Source organism: Azospirillum sp. UENF 112521, from assembly GCF_058780665.1.
Genome location: NZ_JBSNCI010000002.1, coordinates 1288270 through 1312170, shown reverse-complemented (window position 1 = coordinate 1312170; position 23901 = coordinate 1288270). Strand labels below are relative to the sequence as shown.

Annotated in this window: 28 protein-coding genes; 10 read left to right on the top strand and 18 right to left on the bottom strand. The window is 67.3% G+C overall.

Features of this window, described 5'->3' with window-relative positions; all coding sequences use genetic code 11:
- Positions 1–60: 60 nt before the first annotated feature.
- The gene (gene pdhA / locus ACWPN8_RS08560; protein ID WP_492240513.1) at positions 61–1074 is read right to left on the bottom strand and encodes a pyruvate dehydrogenase (acetyl-transferring) E1 component subunit alpha; all 1014 of its coding nucleotides are present in this window, start codon (positions 1072–1074) and stop codon (positions 61–63) included.
- A gap of 194 nt (positions 1075–1268) precedes the next feature.
- Positions 1269–1640, bottom strand: a complete 372-nt coding sequence (locus ACWPN8_RS08555; RefSeq protein ID WP_199237508.1) for an FtsB family cell division protein — start codon at positions 1638–1640, stop codon at positions 1269–1271.
- A 355-nt stretch (positions 1641–1995) separates the two neighbouring features.
- Between ACWPN8_RS08555 and ACWPN8_RS08550 the strand changes: the two genes are divergently transcribed.
- Positions 1996–2307, top strand: a complete 312-nt coding sequence (locus ACWPN8_RS08550; RefSeq protein WP_492240512.1) for a hypothetical protein — start codon at positions 1996–1998, stop codon at positions 2305–2307.
- Positions 2308–2374: 67 nt separating this feature from the next.
- Here ACWPN8_RS08550 and modC read toward each other — a convergent pair whose 3' ends face one another.
- Genes modC through modA form a run of 3 tightly spaced genes read right to left on the bottom strand, consistent with a single transcriptional unit; the run spans position 2375 to position 4966 of the window.
- Positions 2375–3496 (bottom strand): molybdenum ABC transporter ATP-binding protein, encoded by a 1122-nt coding sequence (modC, locus tag ACWPN8_RS08545; RefSeq protein ID WP_492240511.1) that lies wholly within the window; start codon positions 3494–3496, stop codon positions 2375–2377.
- 2 nt (positions 3497–3498) lie between these two features.
- Entirely contained in the window at positions 3499–4194 is a 696-nt protein-coding gene (gene modB, locus ACWPN8_RS08540) for a molybdate ABC transporter permease subunit (RefSeq protein ID WP_109096341.1), read from the bottom strand.
- A gap of 10 nt (positions 4195–4204) precedes the next feature.
- The gene (gene modA / locus ACWPN8_RS08535) at positions 4205–4966 is read right to left on the bottom strand and encodes a molybdate ABC transporter substrate-binding protein (RefSeq protein ID WP_247872818.1); all 762 of its coding nucleotides are present in this window, start codon (positions 4964–4966) and stop codon (positions 4205–4207) included.
- A 279-nt stretch (positions 4967–5245) separates the two neighbouring features.
- Here modA and rpe point away from each other — a divergent pair, with 279 nt between their 5' ends.
- Entirely contained in the window at positions 5246–5899 is a 654-nt protein-coding gene (rpe, locus tag ACWPN8_RS08530) for a ribulose-phosphate 3-epimerase (RefSeq protein ID WP_492240510.1), read from the top strand.
- Positions 5900–6122: 223 nt separating this feature from the next.
- Positions 6123–6380, top strand: coding sequence for a GlsB/YeaQ/YmgE family stress response membrane protein (locus ACWPN8_RS08525; protein WP_085089454.1), 258 nt, complete (start codon positions 6123–6125; stop codon positions 6378–6380).
- 95 nt (positions 6381–6475) lie between these two features.
- Here ACWPN8_RS08525 and ACWPN8_RS08520 read toward each other — a convergent pair whose 3' ends face one another.
- The 3 genes from ACWPN8_RS08520 to ACWPN8_RS08510 all read right to left on the bottom strand — a co-directional run bounded on the left by ACWPN8_RS08520 (position 6476) and on the right by ACWPN8_RS08510 (position 8817).
- The gene (locus tag ACWPN8_RS08520; RefSeq protein ID WP_492240509.1) at positions 6476–7279 is read right to left on the bottom strand and encodes a response regulator; all 804 of its coding nucleotides are present in this window, start codon (positions 7277–7279) and stop codon (positions 6476–6478) included.
- A 247-nt stretch (positions 7280–7526) separates the two neighbouring features.
- Entirely contained in the window at positions 7527–8105 is a 579-nt protein-coding gene (locus tag ACWPN8_RS08515; protein ID WP_109096337.1) for a thermonuclease family protein, read from the bottom strand.
- On the bottom strand, positions 8083–8817 hold the full coding sequence (locus ACWPN8_RS08510; RefSeq protein WP_492240508.1) for an SOS response-associated peptidase: 735 nt from the start codon (positions 8815–8817) through the stop codon (positions 8083–8085). Before ACWPN8_RS08510 ends, ACWPN8_RS08515 begins: the two co-directional genes overlap by 23 nt.
- A gap of 200 nt (positions 8818–9017) precedes the next feature.
- Between ACWPN8_RS08510 and ACWPN8_RS08505 the strand changes: the two genes are divergently transcribed.
- Both ACWPN8_RS08505 and ACWPN8_RS08500 read left to right on the top strand, forming a co-directional pair.
- Complete coding sequence (locus ACWPN8_RS08505) at positions 9018–11354, top strand: xanthine dehydrogenase family protein molybdopterin-binding subunit (RefSeq protein WP_492240507.1); 2337 nt, start codon at positions 9018–9020, stop codon at positions 11352–11354.
- A 204-nt stretch (positions 11355–11558) separates the two neighbouring features.
- Entirely contained in the window at positions 11559–12257 is a 699-nt protein-coding gene (locus ACWPN8_RS08500) for an EAL domain-containing protein (protein WP_492240506.1), read from the top strand.
- Between the two features lie 3 nt (positions 12258–12260).
- Here ACWPN8_RS08500 and ACWPN8_RS08495 read toward each other — a convergent pair whose 3' ends face one another.
- Complete coding sequence (locus ACWPN8_RS08495) at positions 12261–12752, bottom strand: GNAT family N-acetyltransferase (protein ID WP_492240505.1); 492 nt, start codon at positions 12750–12752, stop codon at positions 12261–12263.
- A 159-nt stretch (positions 12753–12911) separates the two neighbouring features.
- Between ACWPN8_RS08495 and cysQ the strand changes: the two genes are divergently transcribed.
- From cysQ to rnhA, 4 genes are read left to right on the top strand one after another with little or no spacing between them, the layout of a single operon-like run.
- Positions 12912–13688, top strand: coding sequence for a 3'(2'),5'-bisphosphate nucleotidase CysQ (gene cysQ, locus ACWPN8_RS08490; RefSeq protein ID WP_109049920.1), 777 nt, complete (start codon positions 12912–12914; stop codon positions 13686–13688).
- A complete protein-coding gene (locus tag ACWPN8_RS08485) occupies positions 13685–14518 on the top strand; it encodes a ferritin-like domain-containing protein (RefSeq protein ID WP_492240504.1) in 834 nt (277 codons plus the stop codon). The genes cysQ and ACWPN8_RS08485 overlap by 4 nt, the downstream gene beginning before the upstream one ends.
- A 13-nt stretch (positions 14519–14531) precedes the next feature.
- The gene (locus ACWPN8_RS08480) at positions 14532–15515 is read left to right on the top strand and encodes a homoserine kinase (protein ID WP_492240503.1); all 984 of its coding nucleotides are present in this window, start codon (positions 14532–14534) and stop codon (positions 15513–15515) included.
- 4 nt (positions 15516–15519) lie between these two features.
- Positions 15520–15996, top strand: coding sequence for a ribonuclease HI (rnhA, locus tag ACWPN8_RS08475; RefSeq protein ID WP_492240502.1), 477 nt, complete (start codon positions 15520–15522; stop codon positions 15994–15996).
- 47 nt (positions 15997–16043) lie between these two features.
- On the opposite strand, the gene ACWPN8_RS08470 is transcribed toward rnhA, so the two are convergent.
- From ACWPN8_RS08470 to ACWPN8_RS08460, 3 genes are all read right to left on the bottom strand, one after another.
- Positions 16044–16526, bottom strand: coding sequence for a peroxiredoxin (locus tag ACWPN8_RS08470; RefSeq protein WP_109049924.1), 483 nt, complete (start codon positions 16524–16526; stop codon positions 16044–16046).
- Positions 16527–16667: 141 nt separating this feature from the next.
- The gene (locus ACWPN8_RS08465; protein WP_492241382.1) at positions 16668–17021 is read right to left on the bottom strand and encodes a zinc ribbon domain-containing protein YjdM; all 354 of its coding nucleotides are present in this window, start codon (positions 17019–17021) and stop codon (positions 16668–16670) included.
- Positions 17022–17110: 89 nt separating this feature from the next.
- Positions 17111–19198, bottom strand: a complete 2088-nt coding sequence (locus tag ACWPN8_RS08460) for a protein-disulfide reductase DsbD family protein (protein ID WP_492240501.1) — start codon at positions 19196–19198, stop codon at positions 17111–17113.
- 195 nt (positions 19199–19393) lie between these two features.
- Here ACWPN8_RS08460 and ACWPN8_RS08455 point away from each other — a divergent pair, with 195 nt between their 5' ends.
- A complete protein-coding gene (locus tag ACWPN8_RS08455; protein WP_492240500.1) occupies positions 19394–19984 on the top strand; it encodes a YqgE/AlgH family protein in 591 nt (196 codons plus the stop codon).
- Between the two features lie 25 nt (positions 19985–20009).
- On the opposite strand, the gene moaE is transcribed toward ACWPN8_RS08455, so the two are convergent.
- The 6 genes from moaE to pgsA form a co-directional block, all read right to left on the bottom strand.
- Positions 20010–20462, bottom strand: coding sequence for a molybdopterin synthase catalytic subunit MoaE (gene moaE, locus ACWPN8_RS08450; protein WP_492240499.1), 453 nt, complete (start codon positions 20460–20462; stop codon positions 20010–20012).
- 3 nt (positions 20463–20465) lie between these two features.
- Positions 20466–20717: a molybdopterin converting factor subunit 1 gene (gene moaD / locus ACWPN8_RS08445; RefSeq protein WP_109096325.1), complete on the bottom strand. Its 252-nt coding sequence runs from the start codon at positions 20715–20717 to the stop codon at positions 20466–20468.
- A gap of 10 nt (positions 20718–20727) precedes the next feature.
- Positions 20728–21993, bottom strand: coding sequence for a molybdopterin molybdotransferase MoeA (locus tag ACWPN8_RS08440; protein ID WP_492240498.1), 1266 nt, complete (start codon positions 21991–21993; stop codon positions 20728–20730).
- Between the two features lie 70 nt (positions 21994–22063).
- Positions 22064–22735, bottom strand: a complete 672-nt coding sequence (locus ACWPN8_RS08435) for an HAD hydrolase-like protein (protein WP_492240497.1) — start codon at positions 22733–22735, stop codon at positions 22064–22066.
- Positions 22736–22765: 30 nt separating this feature from the next.
- Positions 22766–23266 (bottom strand): molybdopterin-guanine dinucleotide biosynthesis protein B, encoded by a 501-nt coding sequence (mobB, locus tag ACWPN8_RS08430; RefSeq protein WP_492240496.1) that lies wholly within the window; start codon positions 23264–23266, stop codon positions 22766–22768.
- A gap of 11 nt (positions 23267–23277) precedes the next feature.
- Positions 23278–23880 carry a CDP-diacylglycerol--glycerol-3-phosphate 3-phosphatidyltransferase gene (gene pgsA, locus ACWPN8_RS08425; RefSeq protein WP_109049932.1) on the bottom strand — a complete coding sequence of 201 codons (603 nt, stop codon included), beginning with the start codon at positions 23878–23880 and terminating at the stop codon, positions 23278–23280.
- Positions 23881–23901 lie beyond the last annotated feature (21 nt).

Genomic DNA, 23901 nt, shown 5'->3' with positions numbered 1-23901 from the left:
GCGGGGAGTCCGGTTTCCCGTCCCACAAGGCGCCGCTCCCGCTTATCGTTGACGTCAGGATCAGACGAGAATGTCGGTCCACAGCTCCGACGGATCGGGCTCCGGGCTCTGCTGGGCGAATTCGGCCAATTCGGTGACGATCGCCTTCACCTCGCGGTCGATCTCCTTCAGCTTGTCCTCGTCGGCGTGGTTGCCGGACAGGATCTTCGCCTTCAGCTGATCGATGGGATCGGATTCCGACCGCATCTTCTCGACTTCTTCCTTCGTCCGGTACTTGGCCGGGTCGGACATCGAGTGGCCGCGGTAGCGGTAGGTCTTCATCTCGAGGATGACGGGGCCGTTGCCGCCGCGGATGTGCGGCACCCACTGGTCCGCCGCGGCCTTGACCTCCAGCACGTCCATGCCGTTGACCTGATAGCCGGGGATGCCGTAGGCGGCGCCGCGCTGGTGCAGCTCGCCGGCGGAGGCGCGCTCCTGCGAGGTGCCCATGGCGTACTTGTTGTTCTCGATGATGAAGAGCACCGGCAGCTTCCACAGCGCTGCCATGTTGAAGCTCTCGTAGACCTGGCCCTGGTTGATGGCGCCGTCGCCGCAATACACGGCGGCCACGCCGCCGTCGTTGCTGTACTTGTGCGCGAAGGCCAGACCGGTGCCGAGCGGGACCTGCCCGCCGACGATGCCATGGCCGCCGAAGAAGTTCTTCTCCTGGCTGAACATGTGCATCGAGCCGCCCTTGCCCTTGGAGTAGCCTCCAATGCGGCCGGTCAGCTCGGCCATCACGCCCTTGGCTTCCATGCCGCAGGCCAGCATGTGGCCATGGTCGCGGTAGCTGGTGATGACGCTGTCGCCATCCTTCAGGGCGGCCTGCACGCCGACCACGACGGCTTCCTGGCCGATGTAGAGGTGGCAGAAGCCGCCGATCAGACCCATGCCGTACAGCTGGCCCGCCTTTTCTTCAAAGCGGCGGATCAGCAGCATCTCGCGATAATAATGAAGAAGCTCTTCGGAAGAGACGGCTTGAGCGGGCGCGGTGTCGGTCAGCGCCTTGGTGGAACGGCGTCGGGACGCGGCCATGATTCCTCCCCAGGGTTCAAGCGGCAAAGGTCATTGACAAAACCTTTTGCCGCCGCGCGTTGCGGGCATACGAGAGCCCGCACCGGAAGCGAATATGGCGCGCACAGTACACGAGCTTCAGGAGGCGCGCAAACGTCTGTTTTTGCAGCGCTATTTCAGATTAACCGCGAAACGGTTAATCGGCTGATATCCCCTTACTTCTGCTGGCCGGACCCTTCCTGTTCCGCCAGCTTCGGCAGCTTTACGATGACGTCGCGCGCGTTCGCGAAGTTCAGCATAAGGCGCGCCCGCTCCTCCAGCATGTCGCGGTCGAGGCCGTCGCCGCGCAGCAGCTGCGCACGGCGTTCCATGTCCTCCCGCTCGGTGCGGAGCTGGTTGAGGACCCCTTCGGCCTGGGCGATCTCCCCCTGGATCTGCTTCATCGCCACCAGCCCGCGGTCGCCATGGACCGCGTAGTAGGCGAAGTAGGCGACCACGCAGGCGCACAGCGCCGGCATGATTGCTTGGCGGATCGCGCTTTTGGCGGCGCGGGCGAGTGTGTCGGTGAGATCGGCGATCATCGTCATGGTGGCATGATGGAATCACAGCGACTTTCCACCGGTCAAACGAAAAAGATGGAAAAACCAAGTCGCAAAAGGTTCGTGTTCTTTGCGCAACCCAATAATGGACATCCGTGGCGCCCAGGCCACAAGTCGCGACGATGTTCCCGTAAAGTTCTCATCAGTCACCGTAAGCATCCGGTGACCGGAACCTGTTCATCGGAACAGGCACCCACCCGGCATAGCACCAAGGTCCATGGAATGAAACCGGCGGTGGCGTGTTTGGACGCATACGACATCACCGGGGCCGTACCGAGTCCGCCTCGTACTCGCACAGCAAGTCCCGTCGATGGCGCCGCCCACTGGCTGAGGAGCAACACTCATGCGCAGCAAGTTTCTGATCGTGGCCCTGCCCGCCCTGCTTCTGGGTCTGGCCGCCTGCGACGACCACAATGCCCAGAATTCCAACGCGTCAAACCAGACCAGCCCGACCACCAGCAGCGGGTCGAGCAGCGGTTCCACCACCGTCCCGCCGCCTTCGACCGGCGTGCCGGTGCAGGGCGGCACCTCCGGCAACTCGATGAACGAGACCACCGGTGCCACCCAAACCGTGCCGGGCGGATCGACCGCCGGCGGGTCGGCCGGCGGCGGCGGCAGCACCGGCGGATCCGCCACCCCCTCGGGCGGGCAGTAAAATCGGCGGCCACTAAAAACTGTGAATTTGCGGCCCCTCTCCCGTTCGCGGGTGAGGGGCCGTCCGCTTATACGTCCACCACCCGCCCGTGCCGGTCCGACACGGCACCGCCGCTGTCAGGCTCGAAGGCGACGCCCTTGACCAGCGCCACCACTTCGCGGCCCGGCATCAGTCCCAACTCGCGCACCGCCGCACGGGTGATGCGCGCGATCAGGAAAGAACCGCCCACCGCCAGCCGCACGTCGGCGGAGGAGGGGCCGGCTTCCGCCAACTCGATCACCGTCGCGGCCAGCGCATTGCGCAGACTGACGCCGGCCAGCGGCTGCAATGCGACGATCACGTCGCGGGCATGGATGTGCAGCCGCACTGGGGATCCGGGCAGGCGGTCGATCTGCGGCACGGTCAGCCGTCCGCCGTCGAAGGCCAGCACCGACAGACCGTCTTCCGGAACATGGGCCTCGACCGTCAGGTCCAGCACGGCACCGGCATGCTGCGCGCCGGTCACCGCCGACAGGTCCAGCCGGCCCATCACCGTTCCGACCGGTCCGGACGCACGCACCCTGCCCTCCCCGATCAGCACCATGGTGGTGGCGAGCCGCACCACCTCGTCCAGCGCGTGGCTGACCATGACGATCGGAATGTTCATCTCGTCGCGCAGCCGCTCGATGTAGGGCATGATCTCCGCCTTGCGGGCGGCGTCGAGCGAGGCCATCGGCTCGTCCATCAGCAGAAGGCGCGGCTGCGCCAGCAGGGCGCGGCCGAAGGCGACGCGCTGCCGCTCGCCGCCGGACAGGCCGCGCAGCCGGCGGTCCAGCAGATGGCCGAGCCCTAGCAGATCCACCACCGGGCCGAAGGCGATGCGCCGCTCCGCTACCGGCACACGGCGCAGGCCGTATTCAAGATTGCTGCGGACGGTCATGTGCGGAAACAGCCGGGAATCCTGGAAGACGTAACCGATGCGCCGCTTCTCCACCGGCACGTCGATGCGCCGGGCGCTGTCGAAGAACACGGTGTCGCCGACGCGGATATGCCCCTCGTCCGGCCGGGTCAGCCCGGCAATCGCATTGATGACAGAGGTCTTGCCGGACCCGGAGCGGCCGAACAGCGCCGTCACGCCGCGTTCCTCGGCGGCAAAGGCGACGTCGAGCGTGAAGGCGCCCAGCCTCTGGCGGATTTGCAGGTCGAGCATGATCAGACCTGCCCGATCAGGCGGCGAACCCGGTTCGCCAGGAATTCAGACAGCATCAGCGCCAGCAAAGCCACGGTGAAGGAGATCGCCGCCAGCCTTGCGGCCACCGCATCGCCGCCGGGTTCCTGCGTCGCGGCGTAGATCGCCAGCGGCAGGGTCTGCGTCTTGCCGGGGATGTTGGACACGAAGGTGATCACCGCTCCGAACTCGCCCATCGCCGCGGCGAAGGCCACGATGGCGCCGGACAGCAGTCCGGGCGCCATCAGCGGCAGCAGAATGGTGAAGAAACGGTCGACCGGCCCGGCGCCAAGCGTGCGCGCCGCCGCCTCCAGCCCACCGTCGATCGCCTCCACCGACAGGCGGATCGCCCGCACCATCAGGGGGAAGGACGTCACCGCCACCGCCAGCGAGGCGCCTTCGGCGGTGAAGATCAGCTTGATCCCGAAGGTGTGGTACAGCCAGCCGCCGACCACTCCCTTCGTCCCCATCGTCACCAGCAGGATATAGCCGGTGACAACTGGCGGCAGGACCAGCGGCAGATGGACAAGCCCGTCGAACAGCGTCTTGCCCGGAAAGGAATAACGGCCGAGCACCCAGGCGGCGAGCACGGCGAGCGGCAATCCCAACGCGATGGCGACGCCCGCGACACGCAGGCTCAGCAGCAACGCGGTGGTCTCCATCGGCGTCAGGATTTCCATGCCGCTGAGCTTACGGTGCTTTGGGTGCCGGGACGAAGCCGAATTCCGTCCAGACCGCCATGCCGTCCGGCGACTTCATGTAGTCGAGGAAGGACGCGGCAGCTGCATTCTTCGAGGACGCAACCAGCGCCGCCGGATAGGTGATCGGCGGATAGCTGTCGGGCGGAAAGGCTGCCGCGACCTCCACCCCCGGATCGACGGCGGCATCGGTGCGATAGACGATGCCGACCGGCACCTCGCCGCGGCTGACCAGAACCAGGGCCGCGCGCACGCTGTCGGCCCGCGCCAGCTTCGGTTCGACCGCCGCCCACTGGCCCAGCTTCTCCAGCGCGGCCTTGGCGTACTTCCCGACCGGAACGTTCGACGGGTCGCCGGTGGCGAGCCGCCCGTCGCCCAGTTGCTCCGCCAGCTTGCCGCCCTTGGACAGGTCGGGCTTCAGAGTCGATCCCTTGGGCACCACAACCACCAGCTCGTTGCCGAGCAGATTCACCCGGCTGTCGGTCTTGATCAGGCTGCGCTGCTGGAGATAGTCCATCCAGTCGAGATCGGCCGAGATGAAGATGTCCGCCGGAGCGCCGTTCTCGATCTGCTTGGCCAGTGCCGACGAAGCGGCGAAGGAGGAGGTCACGGTGGCCCCGGTCTTCGCCTTGAACTGCGAGGCCAGCTTTTCCACCGCATTCTTGGTGGAGGCCGCCGCCAGCACCAGCACATCCTGCGCCATCGCCGCCGGTGCCGCGAGCGTCAGCCCGACACCGAGAATGACCGCCGACATCGCCGACCTGAATCGGCCGCGCCCAAGAGCCCCATGCAACCCAACCATCGCCACCTCCTGCCGGATTAGACATTTCATCTATATTCCAACGGATACAGCGCTTCGCATTTGCGGTAAAGCGCAAACGGTTTGGCCGACGCTGGATCCGGATCTCAAACGCCGAACCTGTGCACGCATATCGGGCGTTCACATCATGTCATGACTTGCCTTGCTACGCCGTGATAGGAAGTTCGGCTGATCGGACCCGGTCCAAGCCACCTCCCGCACCAGGAAAGCCCCATGCGCGCCGTCAAGATTTCCCCCTCGATTCTCTCCGCCGATTTCGCCCGGCTGGGCGAGGAGGTCCGCGCGGTCGATGCCGCCGGCGCCGACTACATCCATATCGACGTGATGGACGGCCATTTCGTGCCGAACCTGACCATCGGGCCGGGCGTGGTGAAGGCGCTGCGTCCCCACACCGCCAAGGTCTTCGACGTCCATCTGATGATCTCGCCGGTGGATCTCTTCGTTCCGGACTTCGCCAAGGCCGGTGCTGACATCATCACCGTCCATCCGGAGGCCGGTCCGCACCTGCACCGCACCATCCAGTTGATCAAGTCACTGGGCAAGAAGGCCGGCGTGTCGCTGAACCCTGCCACGCCGGTGGACGCCATCCAGCATGTGCTGGAGGACATCGACCTCGTCCTGGTGATGACGGTCAATCCCGGCTTCGGCGGCCAGAGCTTCATCAAGAGCCAGCTTCCGAAGATCCGTGACCTGCGCGCCCGCATCGACGCGCTCGGCAAGCAGATCGACCTTGAGGTGGACGGCGGCATCAACCCGGAAACCGCGCGTCTGGCCATCGAGGCCGGCGCCGACGTGCTGGTGGCCGGTACCGCCACCTTCACCGGTGGGCCGGAGCAGTACGCCGCCAACATCAGCGCGCTGCGCTGACCCGGTCAGAATGACTGCGGCCCCGAAAGCGCCCCCGATCAGGGAGCGCTTTCGGGACTGTTTTCGTTCGGAGAGGCGGTCGGGAGGATACGGCGTAGGGCCGGCAGGTTCTGCCCTACCGAAAGAATACCAGTCCAAAAGATCCGCCGGTGGCGAGAACCAAATCCCTCTTTGCCCGTTATTGGGCATGGGAAGACGGTCCCGCAACGGAAGGGAAATCACCATGGGCATTCTCTGGACGATCATCATCGGCTTTCTCGCCGGCATCGTCGCCAAGTTCCTGATGCCGGGTCGCGATCCGGGCGGCTTCATCATCACCACCCTGCTGGGCATCGCCGGCGCCTTCGTCGCCACCTATCTGGGTGCTGCCGTCGGTTGGTACCGGCCGGGTGAAGGTGCTGGCTTCATCGGCGCCATCGTCGGCGCGATCATCATCCTGGCCATCTACCGCATGATCGCCGGCCGCCGCACGACGGTGTAAGGACGGTTCAGAGAAATGCCGGCCTGCCTGCAGGTCGGACATGAAAAAGGGACCGCGGGACGACCGGCGGTCCCTTTTTCATTGCGTGATCGGCATCAGGCCAACGCCACCGGCTGCGGCATGAAGATGGCGCGGGAGATGGCGGCCTGGATGCCCGCATTGGTGAAGGGCTTGCGCACGATCTGCCCCAGATGGCGGGCATCGCGGGCCAGGATGTCATCGTCGAACGCAGTGACGAAGATGGTGCGCAGGTCGCGCACGCGTTTCAGCCGCCGGGCGATCTCGATCCCGCTGCCGCCATCGGCCAGCCGGACGTCCAGCAGGGCCAATGTCGGCTTTTCGGCATCCAGCAGCGCCAGCGCCTCCGGCTCGTTGCCGGCGGTGCCACAGACGACATGGCCCATTTCCGCGACCAGCGCCCCCAGTTCCATCGCCAGCAGGACATTGTCCTCGACCACCATGACCCGCTGCACCATGGTGCTGCGCACCCGCGCGCGGGCCGATTTCAGCCGCGCAATCGCCTCCCCCGTCCTCAATTGCAGGACCTTCGCCGCCTGCGGCAGGGACAGCCCCTCCAGTGCGGTGAGCAGATACAGGCGACGGTCGGGCTCCGGCAGTTCGGCCAGGGCACGTTCGATGGGATGGGGAGAGGGCAACGGGCGGCCGGGCGGCCCGAATTCCTCAGGAGAGCGGTCGAACAGCAGGTTCAACAGGGCGTACATCGACAGGCGGGCGCCGTCGCCGCCGCGGTCCAGCCCGAAACGGGTGGGTGCCATCACCGCAGCCTCGACACAGCGGGTTACCAGCGCGTCGCCACGGTCTGTGGCGCCGGTCAATGCGCGCGCATAGCGGCGCAGCACCGGAACCACCTCGAACAGTTCGCATTCGTAAACGAGCATACCCGTGACTCCGCTCCCCGGTGGGAGTTGCCGCTCTGGAATCGCGCCGGCCCTGTCCAATCGGGCCACAGAACCTGCTTGATGATCGTCCGTCGTCTTTTCCGGATCCTACCACGACCGGCGGAGGGGTCGACTGGGAAATGGGGGTGTGGGCGGTCATCGCCCGGTCAGTAAGCTCCGATCAGGGTCGAGCCGGCCGGTCGCTTGGCTTCCGGTCACTTTACGCACGTGTCACTTGGCGCACGCATCACTTGGCGTTTTGGCGAATCTGCCTGCTGCGCCATTGCCAGGGCTTTTCCACCTGCCCGGCCCACAGCCCCAGCCGCTTGCTCTGGGCATAGGCCTCGCCCTTCTGATAGGCGGGCGACAGGCTGGCATATTGGAAGGCCCAGCCGCGCGCCACCATCGCAGCCCCCAGATCGACACCGCGCACGCGGCATTCGCCCTTCTTCTCGCCGGTGCGGTCCTGTTCGGTGACGGTACAGGTCACCTCCTCGCCCTTCACCATGTTGGCAAGCACCGCGGTGGCGACCTTGAAACAGTCCAACTCGTGGCCGTAGCGGTTCTTGCACTTCTGCCCCGGATCGGGCGCATCGATGCCCATCAGCCGCACCGCCGTCCCATTGACGGTCAACAGATCGCCCTCCACCGCCATGGCGGTGCCCTTGATCGTCTGGTCCGGTGTGTTGGCAATCGGGCCGCGGCTCTTGGCCGACTGGTTGGTCTGCGCCGCGGCGGAGCCGGCCAGCAACAGCACCGCAACGACCGCCGCAACCCTCATGGCCGCCGCCAGCGCCATCGCCTCAGAACAGGCTCGGCTGGTCATCGCCCCGCTTGTCCTTCGCTTTCGCCGGCACGGTCTCCTGCGGCGGGTCGAGGCAGGAGCAGTCGTCGTTGCGGACGCTGTTGACCTTCGGCCCCACCGGCACGACGTCCAGCCACTCCTCCGGTGCCGAGCGGATCAGCCGCTCCAGCACCGGCAGCGGGGTGGCCGGGTCCAGCCAGGCATCCCAGTCGGCGGGGTCGAGCACCACCGGCATGCGGTCATGCAGGAATGACAGTGTGGCATTGGTAGCTGTCGTCACCACCGTCGCGGTTTCCAGCGGCGGATCGAGCGGAGCGGCGCCCTTCGGTCCGCGCCAGCGTTCCCACAAGCCCGCGAGCGCGAACAGGCCGCGGTCGCGGCGGCGGATGACATGGCCCTGCTTGCGCGGCTTGGCCCCCTCCCCCACGCTGGTCCATTCATAGAATCCGTCCAGCGGGACCAGGCAGCGGCGCTTGCGGAAAGCATCGCGGAAGGCCGGCTTGTCAGCCACCGATTCGCCGCGCGCGTTGATCATGCGGCCACCGATGGCGGCATCGTCGGCCCAGGGCGGCACCAGCCCCCAGCGGACCATTGCCAGATGGCGGCCGTCCTCCTCCCGCCGGATGATGGGAATGTCCTGGGTCGGGGCGATATTCCACCGCGGCATCAGGTTCAGCCGTTCGGGAACGCCGAACAGTCGCTGGACCTCGCTGACCGGGGTGGTGAGAAGCATTCGTCCACACATGCCCTGGAATATGGCCCCGGAAGGTTCCGTGCGCCAGCCGCATTCCCAAACGTCGCTGCGTTCCACCGACAATCCTTGCAACGGACAACCGTCACCCATACCGGCGGCCGGGGTTTCCCTGGCGCTCAAGCCGGCCTATCTTCGCGGGGCAGACCAATCGCATCGCACCGGAAGGCGGGAGTTCACCCATGAAGTTCGGCATCGGACAGGCGGTTCCGCGCACCGAAGACGCCCGGTTGCTGACCGGCGGCGGCCGCTATACCGACGACGTGTCTCTTCCCGGACAGGCCTATGCGGCCTTCGTCCGCTCGCCCCATGCCTTCGCCGCCATCGGCGCGGTCGATGCGTCGGAAGCGCTGGCGCAGCCCGGCGTGCTGGCGGTCTACACCGTCGCCGATCTTGATACCGAGAAGATCGGCATGATCCCCTGCCAGGCGGCGCTGAAGCAGCGCGACGGGTCGGACTATGTCCAGACGCCCCGCCCGGCGCTGGCCCGCGGCTTCGCCCGCCATGTCGGCGACCCGGTCGCAATGGTGGTGGCGGAAACGCTGGAGGCCGCGCGCGAGGCCGCCGAGCTGGTGATGATCGATTACGAAGACCGCCAGTCCGTCACCGGCACGCTGGAGGCGCTGGAGCCCGGCCGCCCGCTGGTGTGGGACGAGGCGCCGGACAACCTCTGTTTCGACTGGGACACCGGCGACGAGGCGGCAGTGGAGGCCGCACTGGCCGGCGCCCACCGCGTGATCGAGCTGGAACTGGTCAACAACCGCGTCGTCGCCAATCCGATGGAGGGCCGCGCCTGCGTCGCCGGCGTCGAATCCGGGGCGGACGGCGCACCCGGCCGGCTGCTGATCTATGTCACCAGCCAGGGCGTGCATGGCCTGCAGAAGCAGTTCGCCAAGATCCTGAACGAACCGGAACAGCGCATCCGCGTGCTGACCACCGATGTCGGCGGCGGGTTCGGCATGAAGCTGTTCAACTATCCCGAATATGTCGCCTGCCTGTTCGCCGCCCGCCGTCTGAACCGCGCGGTGAAATGGGCGGCCGACCGGATCGAGGGCTTCATCAGCGACGACCATGGCCGCGATCATGTCAGCACGGCACGCCTCGCGCTCGATGCCGACGGGCATTTCCTCGGGCTGCGGGTCGATACCGTCGCCAATCTCGGCGCCTACCTGTCCAACTACGGCCCCTTCATTCCGACCGATGCCGGATCGGCGATGCTGGTCGGCTCCTACAGGACGCCTGCCGTCTATGTCCGGGTGAAGGGCGTCTTCACCAACACCCAGCCGGTGGACGCCTATCGCGGCGCCGGGCGGCCGGAAGCGGCCTATCTGCTGGAGCGGCTGATCGATCATGCCGGCCGCGTCACCGGCCTCGGTCCGGCGGAGATCCGGCGGCGCAACTTCATTCCGGCCAGCGCCATGCCCTATGCCACGCCGATGGGGCAGGTCTACGACACCGGCGAATTCGTCCAGAATCTTGAGGACGGGCTGATCCTTGCCGACATGGCCGGCCTGCCCGCCCGCAAGACGGAGGCGAAGGCCCGCGGCAAGCTGCGTGGTGCCGGCCTGGCCACCTACATCGAGGCCTGTTCGGGCGGCGGGCCGGAGCAGGCGACCGTCCAGGTCAACGGAGACGGCAAGGTCGTCCTGATGATCGGCACCCAGACCAACGGCCAGGGGCACGAGACCGCCTACAAGCAAATCCTCGCCGACCGGCTCGGCGTCCCGCCGGAAGATGTGGAGGTGGTGCAGGGCGACACCGACCGAGTCAGCTGGGGGTCCGGCACCGGCGGTTCCCGCTCGGTCCCGGTCGGCGGCTCGGCATTGGCGGAGGGGGCGGCCAAGGTGGTGAAGGCCGCGACCGCCGTTGCTGCCGACCTGCTGGAAACCGCGGAGGTCGATGTGGAGTTCGCCGAAGGCCGCTTCACCATCGTCGGCACCGACCGCTCGGTGTCTCTGAAGGAGGTGGCGGCGAAGGCGGCAGACGGCGGCACCGGCGGCATCGCCTTCTCCGAGATGGCGCGCTGGACCCCACCGGCCAGCACCTTCCCCAACGGCTGCCACATTGCCGAGGTGGAGATCGATCCCGCCACCGGCATCGTCGAGGTTCTGCGCTACAGCGTCGTCGACGATTTCGGCACGGTCATCAACCCAATGCTGGTGATCGGCCAGATCCATGGCGGCGTGGCGCAAGGGCTGGGTCAGGCGTTGCAGGAGCGCGTGGTGTTCGATCCCGACAGCGGCCAGCTTCTGTCCGGTTCCTTCATGGACTATCAGATGCCGCGGGCGGTCGACATGCCGCCGATCGAGGTGAAGCTGAACAGCGTGCCCAGCACCACCAACATGCTGGGCATGAAGGGCGCCGGCGAGGCCGGCGCCATCGGCGCGCCGCCAGCCATCATCAACGCGGTGGTCGATGCGCTGTCCGACCTCGGCATCACCCACATCGACATGCCGGCGACGCCGGAAACCGTGTGGGCGGCAATCCGCCGTGCCGAAACCCGGATGGCTGCGGAGTAGGCTGTTTAGCGAGGCTTACCGGAACGGTAAGGGAAAGTCCTAGTCGGAAGGTGCGGCACTTGCCACACCTCCGTCGGATGAAATCCATGGCATTGTTCCTTACCTAAAGGTGGCAATCTATTGACTGGCAGGGGTAGGGCGATGGCGTTTGGTGACGGTGGGTGTGGCGGACAATGTGCTGACCGTCTCGATCTGGACTTCACGATGGCGTTCCAGCCCATCGTCGACGTCGCCAATGGCGGTGTCTGGGCGCATGAGGCGCTGGTGCGCGGTCTTGAGGGTCAGGGCGCAGGCTGGGTCCTGGGACAGGTGACCAATTCCACCCGCTATGCCTTCGACCAGTCCTGCCGCATCAAGGCCATCGAACTGGCATCGTCCCTGCCGATGAACGGCGCCCGCCTGTCGATCAATTTCCTGCCGAACGCCGTCTACAAGGCGGAAGCCTGCATCCGCGCCACGCTGGCCGCCGCCCGCCGCACCGGCTTCCCCACCGACCGCATCATCTTCGAGGTGACGGAGAACGAGCGGGTGGTGGACCACGACCATCTGAAAAGCATCTTCAACGAATACAAGCGCCAGGGCTTCCTGACCGCCATCGACGATTTCGGCTCCGGCTATTCCGGCCTGAACCTGCTGGCCGAGTTCCAGCCCGACATCATCAAGCTGGACATGGAGCTGACCCGCAACATCGACACCGAGCGGGCACGGCGCAGCATCGTCAAGGCCATCCTGGCGGTGTGCGAGGATCTCGCCATCACGCCCATCGCCGAGGGCATCGAGACGGCGGACGAGGCCAAGACCCTGCGCGATCTTGGCGTCACCCTGATGCAGGGCTACCTGTTCGCCAAGCCGGCTTTCCAGGCCGTGGTGACCGATCCGGAAATGGCGATGCTGGCCGCCTGAGCCTCACTCCCACGCCCGAACCGGTGCGGTCATGTAGCTCATTCCCCCGCCATAGCTGGCCAGCTTGGCCTCCAGCGCCGGCCCACCGTCCGCATAGGGCGTGAAACCGGCCCGGTCCCAATAGCTCCGCGCGCCCGGCGTGGAGGTCAGCGCCAGCCACCGCCAGCCCTCCCGCGCCGCCAGCCCGTGCGCATAGCCCAGAACCGCCGCCCCCAGGCCGGTGCCGCGCGACTCCGGCAGCAGCGCGATGTCATGCAGATACAGGCAGTCCGCATCGGCCGGCAGGCTGCCGAGCGGCGTATCGAGGGGCGGCGGCACGCCGAGCCTGCCGGGATGCATGACGCCGTAGCCGATGGCCTCTCCGCCGCGCTCGGCCACACGGCAGCCGGCGGGGTAAAGCGCCAGCCGTTCCTCGAACACGCTGCGCTCCTCGGGATAGGCCGGATGCACGATGTCCGCGATGGCGAGGACCCGATCCAGATCGGCCGCGGTCATAGCACGCCATAGGGCCGATGCTCCGCGGCCCTCTCCCCGTTCACCGTGCGACTGTAACCCGGCCGTCATCCGCCTTCTCCGTTCCACACCCGTTCAAGAGCTTCCGGCCCGCCATCGGGCACGGTATGCTGACTCTTCATACCATAGGGAGTTCACCCCATGCCCGATGCCGCTGTGGCGCGCCTGCTGCCGACGGTCCGCACCATCGCTCACGAGGCCGGTCAGGTCATCCTGCGCTTCTACAACGACGGCATCGACGTCGCCACCAAGGTCGACGGCAGCCCTGTCACGCAGGCCGACCATGCGGCGGAGGCGGTGATCGTTCCGGCGCTGCACCATCTGCTGCCCGGCGTCCCGGTTGTCGCGGAGGAGGCGATGGCCGCCGGCCATAAGCCCGACATCTCCGGCGGCCGGTTCTGGCTGGTCGATCCGCTCGACGGCACCAAGGAGTTCATTTCCCGCAACGGCGAGTTCACCGTGAACATCGCCCTGATCGAGAATGGCGCCCCAGTGCTGGGCGTCGTCTACGCTCCCGCCACCGGCGACCTCTATGCCGCGGCCGGCCCAGGCACCGCCGTCCATTGCGCGGAAGGCCGCCACGACCACGCGATCTCCGTCCGCAACCCGCCGGCCGACGGGCTGACCGTCGTCGCCAGCCGGTCCCACGGCAGCGGGTCGGTGCTGGACGAGTTCCTCGGCAACTATGCGGTGAAGGACCGGGTATCCTGCGGCAGCTCGCTGAAATTCTGCACCGTGGCGAGCGGCAAGGCCGACCTCTACCCGCGCTTCGGACCGACCAGCGAATGGGACACCGCCGCCGGCCACGCCGTGCTGATCGGTGCCGGCGGCCGGGTGGAACAGCCGGACGGCTCGCCCCTGGTCTATGGCAAGGACGACATCCTGAATCCGAACTTCGTCGCCTACGGCTGGAAATGACATCTTCCGTATCGTGCCTGGGTGAAGCGGCGACCGCGGTGCTCACCACCGCGGCGCCGCTGGAGAAAGTGCGCCTGACCCGCCGTCACGCCGCCGCATGGCGCGACGGTCTTCTGTCGCCCGACGTGCCGGCACCGCCGCCCGACCGCCCTGCCCGTCCCGACCGGCCGGAGCTGAAGCTGCCTCGCGACATGCCCAAGCGCGGGCGCGGCGGCAGTGCCCAGAACCGCATCGCCCTGCTGCATGCGCTGGCGCACATCGAACTGAACGCCATCGATCTCGCCTGGGACATCGTCGCCCGATTCGCGCCTCTCGGCCTGCCGAAGGGCTTCACCGACGACTGGATCCAGGTGGCCGACGACGAGGCTCGGCATTTCCAGATGCTGGAAACCCGGCTGAACGCGCTGGGGTCCTCCTATGGCGACCTGCCGGCCCATGACGGGCTGTGGCAGGCGGCGACCGAGACCGCCCACGACCTCGCCGCCCGGCTGGCGGTGGTGCCGATGGTGCTGGAGGCGCGGGGACTGGACGTGACGCCGGAGACCGTGCGCCGCCTGCGCGATTTCGGCGACGCGGAGAGTGCCGATTTGCTCCAGACCATCCATGACGAGGAGATCGGCCACGTCGCCGCCGGCCGCCGATGGTTCGTCCATCTCTGTGCCGACCGCGGGGCGGAGCCGGTCGCCCTGTGGCAGGAGCTGGTCGGCCGCCATTTCCGCGGCGGGCTGAAGCGCCCGTTCAACACCGCCAGCCGTCAATTGGCCGGCTTCGGCCCGGAATATTACGAGCCGATCACTCCCGAAATTGACCGCAAGCCGGAAACCCGGTAAGGCGCTGCATATCATGGCCGTATACACCGAAGTCACCGACGAGGATCTCAGCACCTTCGCCGCCCAGTACGATCTGGGCGCGGTGCTGTCGTGCAAGGGCATCGCGGAGGGGGTGGAGAATTCCAACTTCCTGCTGGTGACCGAACGCGGACCCTACATCCTGACGCTCTATGAAAAGCGCACGCGGAAGGAGGATCTGCCCTTCTTCCTCGGCCTGATGGAGCATCTGGCGGACAAGGGCATCGCCTGCCCGCTGCCGGTGGCGGCGCGCGACGGCGTGGCTCTGCGCGAGCTGTGCGGCCGCCCGGCGGTGATCGTCACCTTCCTGGCCGGCATGTGGCCGCGCCGGATCACGCCGCAGCATTGCGCCCAGTTGGGCGAAGCACTGGCGCGGCTGCATCTGGCGGTCGGCGATTTCCGCATGGAGCGGCCGAACGCGCTGGCCCTGCCCGGCTGGAAGGATCTGTTCGCCAAGTCGGCCGAGCGCGCCGATGAGGTGGCCCCCGGCCTGCGCGCCACCCTGGATGCCGAACTGGCGGCGCTGGAGGCCAACTGGCCGGTCGGTCTGCCTTCGGGCGTCATCCACGCCGACCTGTTCCCGGACAACGTCTTCTTCCGCGGCGACAGCCTGTCCGGCCTGATCGACTTCTATTTCGCCTGCAACGACTTCCTCGTCTATGACGTGGCGATCTGCATCAATGCCTGGTGTTTCGAGATCGACGGCTCGTTCAACGCCACCAAGGCCCGGCTGCTGCTGTCCAACTACCGCAAGGTCCGGCCGCTGTCCCGCGAGGAGCTGGACGCCCTGCCCTGGCTCTGCCGCGGCAGCGCCGTGCGCTTCCTGCTGACCCGTCTCTATGACTGGCTAAACCACCCGCCGGGCGCCTTCGTGCGGCCGAAGGATCCGCTGGAATATCTGCGCAAGCTGCGCTTCCACCAGTCGGTCCGCGGTCTGGGCGACTATTTCCTCGACGACTCGGATGCGGGCAGGAGCTGACGGCATGACGGACAGCACCATTTCGCCCGAAGCCGGCGGCAAGACCGTCGACATCTTCACCGACGGCGCCTGCAGCGGCAATCCCGGCCCCGGCGGCTGGGGCGCCATCCTGCGCTATGGCGAGGTGGAGAAGGAGCTTTACGGCGGCGAGCCGGCGACCACCAACAACCGCATGGAACTGATGGCGGCCATCATGGCGCTGGAGGCCCTCAAGAAGCCGGTGACCGTCCGTCTCTTCACCGACAGCGAATATGTGAAGAACGGCATCACCAAGTGGATCCATGGCTGGAAGGCCAAGGGCTGGATGACCGCCGACAGGAAGCCGGTGAAGAACGTCGATCTGTGGCAGCGCCTGGAAGAGGCGAAACGGCAGCACGAGATCGAGTTCCACTGGGTGCGCGGACACGCCGGCCACCCCGAAAACGAACGTGCCGACGAACTGGCGCGGCGCGGCGTGGCCGACGTGCGGGCCAGAAGCTGAACAGGCGCCCCCTCCCCGGACCTTCCCGAGGAGGGGGCGCTTTACGATCAGACCTTTTCCAGCACGGCTTCGGCCGACGACACCTCGAACTTGCCGGGGGCCTCGACGGCGACATGGGTGACCTTGCCGTCCTCGGCCACCAGGGCGAAGCGCTGGCCGCGGGTGCCCAGGCCATGGGCCGAGCCGTCCATGGTCAGGCCGAGAGCGGTGGTGAAGGTGGCGTTGCCGTCGGGCAGCATCTTGACCTTGTCGCCGACGCTGCCCTTGTCACCCCAGGCGCGCATCACGAAGGGATCGTTGACGGCGAGGCAGATGATGCTGTCCACGCCCTTGGCCTTCAGCGCGTCGGCCTGCTGGACGAAGCCCGGCAGGTGCTTGGCGGAGCAGGTCGGGGTGAAGGCGCCGGGAACGGAGAACAGGACGACCTTCTTGCCCTTGAACAGCTCGTCCGTGGTGACTTCCTGCATGCCGTTGTCGGTCAGCCACTTCAGCGTGACGGACGGAATGGTATCGCCAACCTGGATGCTCATCGTCTCTAACCCTTCCGGTTTTTGGGTTTGGCCCGTTTTCGGGTCCGGCCGGACCCTCTTTGCGGAGCCCGGCCCTGCATCCCTTCTATCCCTCGCGGCGAGCGCCCGCAAGGCGCGGCTGACCAGACGGCACAACCGTGATCAAGCCTTCTTCACGAACTCCGACTTCAGATTCATCGCGCCGATGCCGTCAATCTTGCAGGCGATGTTGTGCCCGTCGGCCCCGTCCACCAGACGGATGTTCTTCACCTTGGTCCCGCCCTTGACCACCAGCGACGATCCCTTGACCTTCAGGTCCTTGATGACGGTGACGCTGTCGCCGTCGGCCAGCGGGTTGCCGTTGGCATCGCGCACGCCCTGCCCGGCTTCGCCATCCACGGCCGCGGCAGCCGTGTCGGGGTTCCACTCATGCCCGCAGTCCGGGCAGTTCCACAGGCTGCCGTCATTGTAGGCGTTTTCGGAGCTGCACTGCGGGCAGTTGATCTGATCGTCCATCATCGTCCTCTTGGCGCGGGATGCTCTCCCGGAGCCGCCCTGTTACCGCAGAATAGCCGCAACGGCCATAGGCCTTTTCCGGACCCTGCTCAGACACCCTTGCCTGCTGACTTGCCCGCCGCCTTGCTCAACGCCTCCAACACCGCGCCTTCGCTCAGCAATTCCGGCAGAGCGAGGCCGTCCGGTGCGCCGGGGCCATAGACGATGTTGAAGGGAATGCCGTAACGGCCATGGTCGGACAGGAACTTCGCGATCGTCGCGTCCGGGCGGGTCCAGTCGGCGCGCATCGCCACGACGGCCGGGTCGTCCATCCGCTGGGCAACCTCGCCGCGATTCAGCACCAGCTTCTTGTTTGCCTGGCAGGTGATGCACCAATCGGCGGTCACGTCGACGAACACCGTGCGTCCGGCGGCGACATGCTCGCGGATCGTGGCTTCGGCAAAGGGGACCCAGCGTGCCTTGGACTCGGCAAGCACCGGCGCCGCACCGGCCGACGGACCGACCGCCGCCGGCATGGCGAAGGCGGTGACCGCCAGTACGCCGGCCAGCGCCGGCCCCGCCGTCCGCGCGGCGCCCCGCGCGCTCCGCCCGACCCACAGTGACAGCACCAGCGCCGCCATCATCAGCCCGACCGTGGCCGCGGCCACATCGCCGATCTGCGCGGTCAGCACCGACAGCAGCCAAAGCGCCGTCAGCATCATCGCGAACCCCAGAACCGCCTTCAGCGTCGCCATCCAGCTCCCCGGACGCGGCAGCCAGCCCGCCACCCGCGGCCATGCCGCGACAGCCAGATAGGGCAGAGCCAACCCGACGCCCAGAGTCGCGAAGATCGCGTAGATCTCCACCGGCCCCTTCGACAGGGCGAATCCCACCGCCGTGCCCAGGAAGGGCGCGGAACAGGGTGTCGCCAGCAGGGTCGCGAACATGCCGGTGGCGAACGGCCCGGCCAGCCCGTCGCCGCCCAGCCGGTCGGCCATGGCGCGCGGCAACGGCACCTCGAACAGGCCCCACAGGTTGGCCGAGAACAGCGTGACCAGCACGACCATGAAGACCAGGAACAGCGGCTGCTGGAACTGGATGCCCCAGCCGACCGCCCCGCCCGCCGCCTTGACCCCGACCAGTACAGAAGCCATCAGCAGGAACGAGGTCAGGATACCGGCGGCACTCGCCAGGAAGCCGGCACGCACGGCGGCCGGCGCCTGCCCGCCATGCTTGACCACCGATATCAGCTTCAGCGACAGCACCGGCAGCACGCAGGGCATCAGGTTCAGGATCAGGCCGCCTAGCAGGGCCACCCCCAGCATCGCCAGCAGACCCACACCACCGGGCACCGACGCGGCGCCGCCGGCCGACGCGGTTGCCGGTGCTTCGACCGCCTTGTCGCCGTCGACCAGGGTCAGCGTCATCGCGCGCCCGGCGAGATCGAGGCCCTGCTGCGGATCGGTCACCGTCAGGGTCAGGCGGACATGGCGGTCATTGTCGGAAAAGACCGTCTTGGGGGCGGAAAAGGTCAGCGGCGGGTCCGTCTCAACGAACAGATCGGGGGAGACGAAGCCATCGGCGGCGGTCGCCTCGACCTCCAGGGCGCCCCCCTTGCCCTGCACGGAGTCGATGCGCAGCAGACCGTTCGGCCCCTTCGGCACCAGCGCCTGCGCACGCGCCACGTCGTTGGCGACGTCGCTGGGCTCGGCCGGCCCGGCCGGAAGAGCAAGGGCAAGCTCCAGAGTTTGCGGCACGCAGATTTCCGAGCAGACCAGCAGTTCGGCGGTCAGCGCCAGATCGACCGGCTTTCCGGGCGTCGCCGGCTTGCCCTCGATCGGGAAGAGAACCGCCGTGTCATAGCCCGCCGTTTCAAATCCCAGAACCGAGAAGCGGTGCGGCGCCGGATAGGACAGCGTCGCCTCCCCCAGATTGCCGGAGCGGCTCCAGTCCAGGCGCGGCGCAAAGCCGGCATCGCCGGGGGAGCGCCAATAGGTCTTCCATCCCGGCTCCAGCCGCAGTTCCAGTCCCAACGGCAGCGCCGCCAGATCGCCGGTGCCGCGCACCGCCGACACCAGACGCGCCTCCACCGGTCCTGCCTTGGTCCAGGCCCCGACCGCATCCTGCGCAAAAACAGGGGTACCGCCACCGGCAAGCGCGGCCAGACTCAGCAGAAGGGCGAGGGCATGTCTTTTCATCGCGCGCACTGTTCTCTTCCCTGGAAGGGGCGCATCCGCGTCCCCGACACCCTATATGATAGCCCATATAATGGTGACAAAGCTCGGCCGGTGCTGTCACACTCCGGTGAAAGCGTCGCCAGAGCGCCAACCACAACCGCACGTGGGTACGGGCAGCGGTTTCCCGCACCGGACCGACGACAAGGATAATCGCCCATGCCGCGCCTGACCAAGTCTCCGGACTCCAAGACCACGGAATCGCTGACCGGCCAGCTGCTGATCGCCATGCCCGGAATGGAGGACCCGCGTTTCCAGCGTACGGTCATCTATGTCTGCGCCCACAATGAAGACGGCGCAATGGGGCTGGTGGTCAACCGGCTGTTCGGGTCGATCACGTTCGAGGATCTGCTGGAACAGCTCGACATGGACATCGCGCAGCCGGTCAACAACCTGCCGGTGCATTACGGCGGCCCCGTCGAGTTGGGCCGTGGCTTCGTCCTGCATTCGACCGACTATGTCCGCGACGGCACCCTGGTGGTGAACGACGACGTGGCCCTGACCGCCACCATCGACATCCTGCGCGCCATTTCCGAAGACCGCGGCCCGCGCCGCAACCTGCTGCTGCTCGGCTATGCCGGCTGGGGTCCGGGGCAGCTCGACGCCGAATTCCAAGCGAACGGCTGGCTGAACGTGCCCTGCGACGAGAAGCTGCTGTTCGATACCGACCTGGACGCCAAATGGGAACGCGCCATCGGCAAGCTGGGTGTCAGCGTCTCCATGCTGTCGGGCGAAGCCGGGCACGCCTGAGCGCGCCCGGCCTCCCGGCGATCCTTTACGTCGCCCACCGCGCTGCCGCTGCGTCGTCGCTGTCCTTGGCCTCGACCCAGCGCTCGCCCTCCGGCGTGGCTTCCAGCTTCCAGAAGGGCGCCCTGGTCTTCAGCCAGTCCATCAGGAAGCGGCAGGACTCGAAGGCAGCGTCCCGGTGGGCCGACGCGGTGGCGACCATCACGATGCGGTCGCCCGGCTCCAACCGGCCATGGCGGTGGATCACCAGCACATCGTCCAGCGGCCAGCGGCGGCGCGCCTCCTCCTCGATGGTCTCCAACTGCTTCTCGGTCATGCCGGGGTAATGTTCCAGCGTCATGGCGCTGACGGCGGCACCGCCGGCGACGTCGCGCACCAGCCCGACGAACATCGCCACCCCGCCAACGCTGGTGCGGCCGGCGGTGAAGGCGGCATATTCGGCGCCGACATCGAAATCCCCGGCCTGGACGCGGATCGCCATCTGTCAGCCTCCCGTCACCGGCGGGAACAGCGCCACCTCGTCGGTGGCCGAGATCGGGTGGTCGTAGGGCACATGCTCCTGGTTCACCGCCACCTTGACCACCTTGCTGTTGGCCAGCGCCTCGGCATGACGGGGGCTGCGGGTTTTCAGCCATTCGACGAGATCGCCGGCCGTTGCGACCTCCGCCGGCAGGTCCACCGTCTCGGTCGGCACGCCGATCTTGCTGCGCAGCCAGGCGAAATAGAGAATCTTCATCACGCGACCTCTACAGGAATTCTTTGAAAGGCAGGAAATCGACGGTCATGCCGGGCTCGACCCGCGCCAGATCCTCGGGCAGTTCGATCAACCCCTCGGACTCCACCAGCGACGAGAGCACGCCGGCCCCATCGCGCGGGTATTTGGTCGCCTCCAACGTACCGTCTACGCCGCGCATCAGCGACCCGCGCAGAAACTCGCGCCGGCCGGGCTTCTTCTTGTGGGCAAAGCCCGCGCGCACCGGGATCGGCCTTGGCGCCTCACCGGATGCCCCCATCAGCGTCAGCAGAATTGGCCGGGCGATGCGCAGGAAGGTCACCACCACCGCGACCGGATTGCCGGGCAAGCCGACGAACACGGCATCGCGCACCCGCCCCAGCGCCACCGGCCGTCCCGGCTTGATCGCCAACCGCCAGAAATCGAGCCGCCCGTTCGCCTCGACCGCCGGCTTGACGTGATCCTCCTCGCCGGTTGACATGCCGCCGGAGGTGATGAGCGCGTCATGGCCGGCCGCGGCCTCCGCCAGAGCGTCGCGGATCGCCTCGAACCGGTCGGGCAGAATACCGAGATCGGTGACGGCGCAGCCCAGCCGGGTCAGCAGCGCGATCAGGGCGAAGCGGTTGGCGTCATAGACGGCACCGGGCTCCAGCGCCTGCCCTGGCTGCCGCAGCTCGTCGCCGGTGGAGAACACCGCCACCCGCAGGCGGCAGCGCACGCCCAGCACCGCATGGCCGAGCGAAGCGGCGAGCGCGATGTCCTCCGGCCGCAGGCGGCGTCCGGCCGAGAGCACGACCGAGCCCTCGCGCACATCCTCTCCCGCCAGCCGACGGTTCACGCCACGGCGGATGCCGGGTGGCAGGGTGACGGTTGCATCGCGTCCGGTCCCGGCGCTGCGGCAATCCTCCTGCATGAAGACGGTGTCCATGCCGGTGGGCATCGGCGCGCCGGTGAAAATCCGCACCGCCTCCCCCCGCGCCGCCGGCCGGCCGAGCCACTGCCCGGCCGCCACCCGCGCCGTCACCGGCAGAGTGGTGGAGGCATCGGCGTCGAGGTCGTCGAAGAACACGGCATAGCCATCCACCGCGGCGTTGTCGTGCGGCGGCACATTGAAGGGCGCCACCAGATCGGCAGCCAGAACCCGTCCCAACGCATCGGACAGCGGCACGGCTTCGGTCGCCGTCACCGGCCCGACCCGTCCGGCCAGCAGCGCCAGCGCCGGCTCCAGCGCCATCATCGGTCCGCCGAAGGCGAAGCAGTCATTGTCGAGTTGCACCATGGCCGCCACTCTAGTCCGTTGCGACGCCGGGTGCGAAGAGGGAAAAGGCGCGCTTTCCGGGACGTGGCATTCAGCCGCCGAACAGCCGGGGGATCTCATCGACCCGACTTAGCAGCCGATCCGGCCGCAGCGCCGCCAGCGCATCGCCGCGCGTGTAGCCCCAGGCGACAGCGGCACAGGCGATACCCACCGTCCGGGCCGCCTCGATGTCGCGCAGCTCATCGCCAATCGTGATGGCTTGGGACGCCGGAACGCCGGTGATGCGCAGCATCCTGCGGAACTTCGCCGCCTTGCCGAACAGCGAGGCGCCGCAGCCGTAATGAACGACCAGCCCCGCCGCCTCCGGCCCCAGGATGCGGCGGACGTTCTCGACGGAATTGGAACTGACGATGGTGACCGTCACCCCCCGGTCGGTCAGCGCCCACAGCATATCCGGCACGCCGTCGAACAGCCGTATGCCGTCGATGTCGCTCGCCATCAGCCGGCGCATGTGGTTGGCGATGAAAGGAAGCTTCCAGCCGGGCACCCGCAGGTGCCGCATGATCTGCCGCGCGTCATAACCACGGAGCAGGTCGACCTCGTCCGCCTGTACGCGGTTGAAGCCATAGCGGTCGGCGACACCGTTCAGAACGCCGACGAACCAGGGAAAGGAGTTGGCCAGCGTCCCGTCGAAATCGAAGATGGCGAGCCGATAGACATCAGGGCCGGGCGCCCGCCGGGTGAAGGAGGAAATGCCGCCCATATTACCGTCTGACCGCGTGAAGGCTCAGCCTCACTCCAACCCGCAACGCGCAACGATGAAGGCCGCGACCGCATCCGCATCGTTGAGGTCCAGCACCGGAACCGGGCATCCCGGAACCGCGCTGTCGCTCGCCACCGCGACGATGGTAGGGTCGTCCGGTGCGATCAGCGCCTTGTCCACATCGGCCCGCCAGACCTCGATCTTCTCGTGCCGGTCGCGCTTGAATCCCTCGATCAGCAGCAGATCGACCGGAGCGATCTTGCCGATCAGTTGGTCCAGCGTCAGTTCCGGTTCGGCGTCGCGCAGTTCGTGCATCAACGCCCAGCGGCGGGGAGAGCTGACCAGAACCTCCGTGGCGCCGGCCATGCGATGGTTGTGGCTGTCCTTGCCGGGATGGTCGATGTCGAAGCCCTTGTGTGCATGCTTGACCGTCGAAACCCGCAGGCCACGCGCCGTCAGCGCGGGAATGAGGCGTACCATCAGCGAGGTCTTGCCGCTGCCGCTCCAGCCGGTCAGCCCGAAAATCTTCATGTCGGAAACTTTCAACCGGCGCTTCGGGCCGAACGGGCGGCACCGGGCTTGGCCGGCTGCTCCGCCATCATGTGGGTCAACCCGGCGCGCATGTAATCCCACCCGGTGTAGAAGGTCAGCGCCGCGGCGATCCACAGGCCGACCGTGCCGATGAAGGTCACCGGCAGTTCGGCCGGACCATAGTCGCCGACGATCAGGAAGCCCAGCGCGATCATCTGGATCGTCGTCTTCCATTTCGCCAGCCAGGTCACCGGCACGCCGACATGCAGGCCGGCCAGATACTCGCGCAGGCCCGACACCAGAACCTCGCGCAGCAGGATCACCACCGCCGGCAGGATCGACAGGCCGGTCAGCCGGTGGAAGCCCGCCAGCATGATCAGCGTCGCCGCCACCAGCAGCTTGTCGGCGATGGGGTCCAGGAACTTGCCGATCACGCTTTCCTGCGCCCAGGCGCGCGCCAGATAGCCGTCGAACCAGTCGGTGATGCAAGCCGCCGCATAGAGCGAGCAGGCGGTGTAGGCGGCCCACGCCTCCGGCACATAGAACAGCCCGACCACCACCGGGATCACCGCGATGCGCGACAGGGTCAGCAGGTTGGGCAGGCTGGTCAGCATGACGGAGAACTCGAACCGCTG

Bases quoted from the DNA above. Each gene is read 5' to 3' on its own strand.
- ACWPN8_RS08460 (WP_492240501.1), bottom strand. From the start codon at position 19,198: ATGAAAAGACATGCCCTCGCCCTTCTGCTGAGTCTGGCCGCGCTTGCC.
- pdhA (WP_492240513.1), bottom strand. From the start codon at position 1,074: ATGGCCGCGTCCCGACGCCGTTCCACCAAGGCGCTGACCGACACCGCG.
- ACWPN8_RS08495 (WP_492240505.1), bottom strand. From the start codon at position 12,752: ATGACCGCGGCCGATCTGGATCGGGTCCTCGCCATCGCGGACATCGTG.
- moaE (WP_492240499.1), bottom strand. From the start codon at position 20,462: ATGGCGATCCGCGTCCAGGCCGGGGATTTCGATGTCGGCGCCGAATAT.
- modC (WP_492240511.1), bottom strand. From the start codon at position 3,496: ATGCTCGACCTGCAAATCCGCCAGAGGCTGGGCGCCTTCACGCTCGAC.
- rpe (WP_492240510.1), top strand. From the start codon at position 5,246: ATGCGCGCCGTCAAGATTTCCCCCTCGATTCTCTCCGCCGATTTCGCC.
- rnhA (WP_492240502.1), top strand. From the start codon at position 15,520: ATGACGGACAGCACCATTTCGCCCGAAGCCGGCGGCAAGACCGTCGAC.
- pgsA (WP_109049932.1), bottom strand. From the start codon at position 23,880: ATGCTGACCAGCCTGCCCAACCTGCTGACCCTGTCGCGCATCGCGGTG.
- ACWPN8_RS08480 (WP_492240503.1), top strand. From the start codon at position 14,532: ATGGCCGTATACACCGAAGTCACCGACGAGGATCTCAGCACCTTCGCC.
- ACWPN8_RS08520 (WP_492240509.1), bottom strand. From the start codon at position 7,279: ATGCTCGTTTACGAATGCGAACTGTTCGAGGTGGTTCCGGTGCTGCGC.
- ACWPN8_RS08525 (WP_085089454.1), top strand. From the start codon at position 6,123: ATGGGCATTCTCTGGACGATCATCATCGGCTTTCTCGCCGGCATCGTC.
- moaD (WP_109096325.1), bottom strand. From the start codon at position 20,717: ATGAAGATTCTCTATTTCGCCTGGCTGCGCAGCAAGATCGGCGTGCCG.
- ACWPN8_RS08465 (WP_492241382.1), bottom strand. From the start codon at position 17,021: ATGGACGATCAGATCAACTGCCCGCAGTGCAGCTCCGAAAACGCCTAC.
- ACWPN8_RS08555 (WP_199237508.1), bottom strand. From the start codon at position 1,640: ATGACGATGATCGCCGATCTCACCGACACACTCGCCCGCGCCGCCAAA.
- ACWPN8_RS08435 (WP_492240497.1), bottom strand. From the start codon at position 22,735: ATGGGCGGCATTTCCTCCTTCACCCGGCGGGCGCCCGGCCCTGATGTC.
- ACWPN8_RS08505 (WP_492240507.1), top strand. From the start codon at position 9,018: ATGAAGTTCGGCATCGGACAGGCGGTTCCGCGCACCGAAGACGCCCGG.
- ACWPN8_RS08470 (WP_109049924.1), bottom strand. From the start codon at position 16,526: ATGAGCATCCAGGTTGGCGATACCATTCCGTCCGTCACGCTGAAGTGG.
- cysQ (WP_109049920.1), top strand. From the start codon at position 12,912: ATGCCCGATGCCGCTGTGGCGCGCCTGCTGCCGACGGTCCGCACCATC.
- mobB (WP_492240496.1), bottom strand. From the start codon at position 23,266: ATGAAGATTTTCGGGCTGACCGGCTGGAGCGGCAGCGGCAAGACCTCG.
- ACWPN8_RS08440 (WP_492240498.1), bottom strand. From the start codon at position 21,993: ATGGTGCAACTCGACAATGACTGCTTCGCCTTCGGCGGACCGATGATG.
- modB (WP_109096341.1), bottom strand. From the start codon at position 4,194: ATGGAAATCCTGACGCCGATGGAGACCACCGCGTTGCTGCTGAGCCTG.
- ACWPN8_RS08485 (WP_492240504.1), top strand. From the start codon at position 13,685: ATGACATCTTCCGTATCGTGCCTGGGTGAAGCGGCGACCGCGGTGCTC.
- ACWPN8_RS08510 (WP_492240508.1), bottom strand. From the start codon at position 8,817: ATGCTTCTCACCACCCCGGTCAGCGAGGTCCAGCGACTGTTCGGCGTT.
- ACWPN8_RS08515 (WP_109096337.1), bottom strand. From the start codon at position 8,105: ATGACCAGCCGAGCCTGTTCTGAGGCGATGGCGCTGGCGGCGGCCATG.
- ACWPN8_RS08500 (WP_492240506.1), top strand. From the start codon at position 11,559: ATGGCGTTCCAGCCCATCGTCGACGTCGCCAATGGCGGTGTCTGGGCG.
- modA (WP_247872818.1), bottom strand. From the start codon at position 4,966: ATGTCGGCGGTCATTCTCGGTGTCGGGCTGACGCTCGCGGCACCGGCG.
- ACWPN8_RS08550 (WP_492240512.1), top strand. From the start codon at position 1,996: ATGCGCAGCAAGTTTCTGATCGTGGCCCTGCCCGCCCTGCTTCTGGGT.
- ACWPN8_RS08455 (WP_492240500.1), top strand. From the start codon at position 19,394: ATGCCGCGCCTGACCAAGTCTCCGGACTCCAAGACCACGGAATCGCTG.